4 protein-coding genes are annotated in these 3,665 nt (G+C 64.4%); 1 reads left to right on the top strand and 3 read right to left on the bottom strand.

What is annotated here, in order from left to right:
• From EN990_RS34800 to EN990_RS34810, 3 genes are all read right to left on the bottom strand, one after another.
• Positions 1-1,191 (bottom strand): serine hydrolase domain-containing protein (locus EN990_RS34800; RefSeq protein WP_164766227.1); only part of this gene is annotated, 1,191 nt, incomplete at its 3' end.
• 141 nt (positions 1,192-1,332) lie between these two features.
• Positions 1,333-2,223: an NmrA family NAD(P)-binding protein gene (locus tag EN990_RS34805; protein ID WP_063172627.1), complete on the bottom strand. Its 891-nt coding sequence runs from the start codon at positions 2,221-2,223 to the stop codon at positions 1,333-1,335.
• The gene (locus EN990_RS34810) at positions 2,220-2,402 is read right to left on the bottom strand and encodes a DUF1127 domain-containing protein (RefSeq protein ID WP_013530655.1); all 183 of its coding nucleotides are present in this window, start codon (positions 2,400-2,402) and stop codon (positions 2,220-2,222) included. The genes EN990_RS34805 and EN990_RS34810 overlap by 4 nt, the downstream gene beginning before the upstream one ends.
• 217 nt (positions 2,403-2,619) lie before the next feature.
• On the opposite strand from EN990_RS34810, the gene EN990_RS34815 reads away from it, so the two are divergent.
• Positions 2,620-3,531: a transcriptional regulator GcvA gene (locus tag EN990_RS34815; RefSeq protein WP_127385278.1), complete on the top strand. Its 912-nt coding sequence runs from the start codon at positions 2,620-2,622 to the stop codon at positions 3,529-3,531.
• The last annotated feature ends 134 nt before the right edge of the window (positions 3,532-3,665 follow it).

Raw genomic sequence — 3,665 nt, forward strand, 5'->3', positions numbered from 1 at the left:
GATATCATTCCACGCCTTGACCCAGTCCTTCTCGACCTTACCGTCGAAGACGAGATCGGCGAAGCTGTCGGACAATCCCTCCGGCAGGCCAGTCGGAAAGGCGTTGGCGACGATGACTATGCCCAACTTCTCCTTTGGGAAGACTGTCACCAGGGTACGCGCGCCGACGCTGAAAGCGCCGGCGTGGCCCCAGCTCAGGCCGTGTCGGCCGAATTCGACATTCCAGCCGAGGCCGTAGAACGATGCGCCGCCGGAGACGGGATTGTTGCCGCGCGCTATCAGCGGAACATGCGTCTGGCTTAGCGCATCGGCGGCAATCAGTGTCTTGCCGGCATAAACGCCGTTGTGGAGGATGAGGCGCACCCATTGCGAGAGGTCACGTGCCGTAGAGCTGACGCCGCCGGCGGGCGCCTGCGCATCCGGATCGCGCTCTATCCTCGCTGCCCAGGCGCCATCGACCTTGACGTGAAGCGCGGCGCGGTTGGTTCGCTTGACGAAGTCCGAATGGCGGGAACTCGTGGAGGCCATGCTCAGCGGACGGTAGAGCTTCTCCTCGGCGACCTGCTCCCAGGGCTTTCCCGTCGGTGTCGCGGCTGCCACGGCACCCTCTGTCAATCCGAAATTGCTGTAAGAATACCCGGCCCGAAAGCTCGACGATGGCGGCACGAACCGCAGGCGATGCAGGATCTCGACGCGGTCGTAGCCAATGTCCTCGAGGTCGTCTCCGGCGGTGCCTGGAAGCCCGCTGCGATGCGAAAACAGGTCACGGACGGTGAGCTGGCTTGCCGGATAAGGATCGGCCAACCTGAAGGCCGGATCGAGATCGGCGATCTTCGAATCCCAGGACACGATCCTGTCGCTAACCAACGCCGCTACGACGGTGGCGGAAACCGGCTTGGAAAGGGAGGCGATCTGGAACACCGTGTCGGCGTCGACGGTCTCAGGCTTGCCGGCCTCGCGATGCCCAAAACCCTTGAGGAAGATCACCTCGTCATCGCGCACGACGCCGATGGCGAGCCCGGGTACGGCACCGTCCGCGACGGCGGCTTCGGCAAGCGCTTCGAGCTTCGACAGGGCAGCAGTGATGCGCTCGGGCGTGAGGCTATCGGCCGGCGCCGCGTGCGGCCAAAGCGCCATTGCGGCGATGAAGACCCAAACCCTCCACTGACAGAGATTCCGATTCAGCCGCATGCACAAGCCTCCTCCCAGGAATTCACATGACCATGATACAGGCCCGCACGGGTGAGACCAGCCCTTCTCGGGCGGCTCACGCCGCGAGCCGGATTCATCGGCCGCGCCGACGACGTCAGCTTCAGCGCCGCGCTCCTGCTCCTATCGCCCAGCGGCGTCCGCCATCGCAACAAAGGCGCTCTCGATGGTCTCGAAAGCCAGCTCCGGATACAGCACTCCGGCTTCCGGCGTGGCCGTCTCGAGCGCGGTCTCGCCGCGTATCCAGAATGCCCGCAGCAGTCCGAGCCAGGGGGCTGACGCGATCATCGCCTCAAGCTCCGCCGCACTCTGAGGCACGATGCGCGGCGAGCGGCCGCTCACCCCGCGCCACAGATCGATCATTTCGTTCTGGGTGATCTTGTTTCGGGCGATGCGGATCTCGCTGCGGATGGCATTGGGGTCGTTCAGCGCGCGCAAGGTCACGGCGGCGATGTCCTTCTCGCTGACGAACGTCGCCGGCACGTTGCCGTCGCCATAAAGTGTCACCTCTTCGGGCGGCAAGGGCGACGAGCCGAAGCGCATCAGATCGCCCAGCGTCGCCACCCATGTCGAAAAGAAGCCATTGGTGTAGATCACCGTATAGGGCAGATCGGCCTCCTTGATCGCGTCGAACACTGCTCGCTTGAGGTCGAGTGGCGGGATCGAGCCCGGTGCGGCGGCGGCGAAGTCGAGGCCGAAGCCGGCGGAAGGCACATAGCGGGAAACGCCGGCATCGCTCAGCGCCCGCACCAGCGTCATCTCGCTGGCCGAATGCACATGCACCGAGCTGATGACGCGGTCCACCGCACTGGCGGCGCGGACAAGGCTGTCATAGTCGTCGAGATCGCCGACGTGGATTTTGGCGCCGAGTTCCTTCAGCGAATGCAGCCGCTCTTCATCGCCGGCTGTTGCCGGACGAACCAGAACGTGCAGGCGATCGCCATTGCGGGCGCTGGCCTTCGCCATCTCGCTGCCCAGCAGCCCCGTCGCGCCGATGATCAGGGTGCTGGTCATATCGACCTCCCATTGCGCAGGATGGAGCCGTCCCAGTCGCGCTCGAATCCGATGTCGTGCAAGCGATGGTTCGAGAAGCGTGAAACTTGGCGCAGCATGCGGCGGCGCTCGACGACTGCAGAGGCTCTGAGTGCAAGACCGCTCGTCGCGGCGCTGATGGATTCGAGAATCGGTTTCATGGTTCGTCTCCTGTGGTTCAGTAGGCGCAAGCGTGCCGACGCCGTCCGCAAGGGGACAAGCATGACGATTGCTCACACCGTTTCTGGTCGTTCAGCGCAGCGGCGAGATGGGAAAGCCGATCAATATCTGCTGCTACCCCTATAGATTGGACATTTCCGGGCTGGACGACAAACGACTCTTTGTGCAGGATTTGTGAGCAACACTCACAGGTGGACCATGCCGCGCAGACTACCGCCCCTCACTGCCCTGCCCGCCTTCGAGGCTGCCGCCAGGCATCTGAGCTTCTCCAAGGCTGCGGGTGAGCTCAACGTCACCCATGGCGCGGTCAGCCGCGCCATCCGCAACATCGAGGACAGGCTCGGCATCCAGCTTTTCGATCGGGGAACGAGGTCCGTGCGCCTGACGTCGGTCGGCGCGGCCTACGCATCGGAAGTCAGGACGGCGCTGGACCAGATCGCCGCCGCCACCATCGCCGCCACGCCCGACCGCACGGCAGGCATCCTGAATGTCAGCACATCGGACGGTTTTGCCGGCCGCTGGCTGGTGCCGAGGCTGCATCGCTTCCACCGCGCCAACGCCGACATCGACGTGCGGCTGTCGACCTCGGGCGTACTTTCCGATTTCGTCAGCGACGGCATCGATATCGCCATCCGCTACGGCAAGGGCGGCTATGCCGGCGTGACCGCGGAATTTCTCGCCGACGAAGAGGTCTTCCCGGTCTGCAGCCCGGAACTGCTGCAAGGCGAACATCCGCTGCGCCAGCCCGGGGATCTCCGGCATCACAAGCTGATCCACGACGCCTTTCGCATCGACTGGGCAACATGGCTGCAACAGGCCGGCGTGGACGGCATCGATCCCAAGCGCGGCGTGCGCTTCGATTCCGCCACCTTCGCCGTCGAAGCCGCGGTGCATGGCGAAGGCGTGTTGCTCGGCCGAAGCGCGCTGGTCTCGGCCGACCTCGCTGCGGGGCGGCTGGTTCGTCCCTTCGATCTCGCGCTGAAATCCGCCTCGCGCTACTACGTCGTCTACCGTGACGGCGCGCTGCGCCAGAAAAAGATCAAGGCGTTCCGCGACTGGCTGTTTGCCGAAGTGGCCGCCGACTGGGTCGGTGCGACGAAGGATGGCTGATGCGGCAAGGGTTCAATTTGTGAAAGGCACCTCTTCGAGGTCTAGCCCTGCACTACTCCTTCGCGCGAAAAACTTCCGGCACGACGAACACTTCGTCGGCCCGGCCATAGCCTCCGTCGGCGACCTCATCGACC

The organism is Mesorhizobium sp. M7A.F.Ca.US.005.03.1.1 (assembly GCF_003997975.1).
Lineage (GTDB): Bacteria > Pseudomonadota > Alphaproteobacteria > Rhizobiales > Rhizobiaceae > Mesorhizobium > Mesorhizobium ciceri.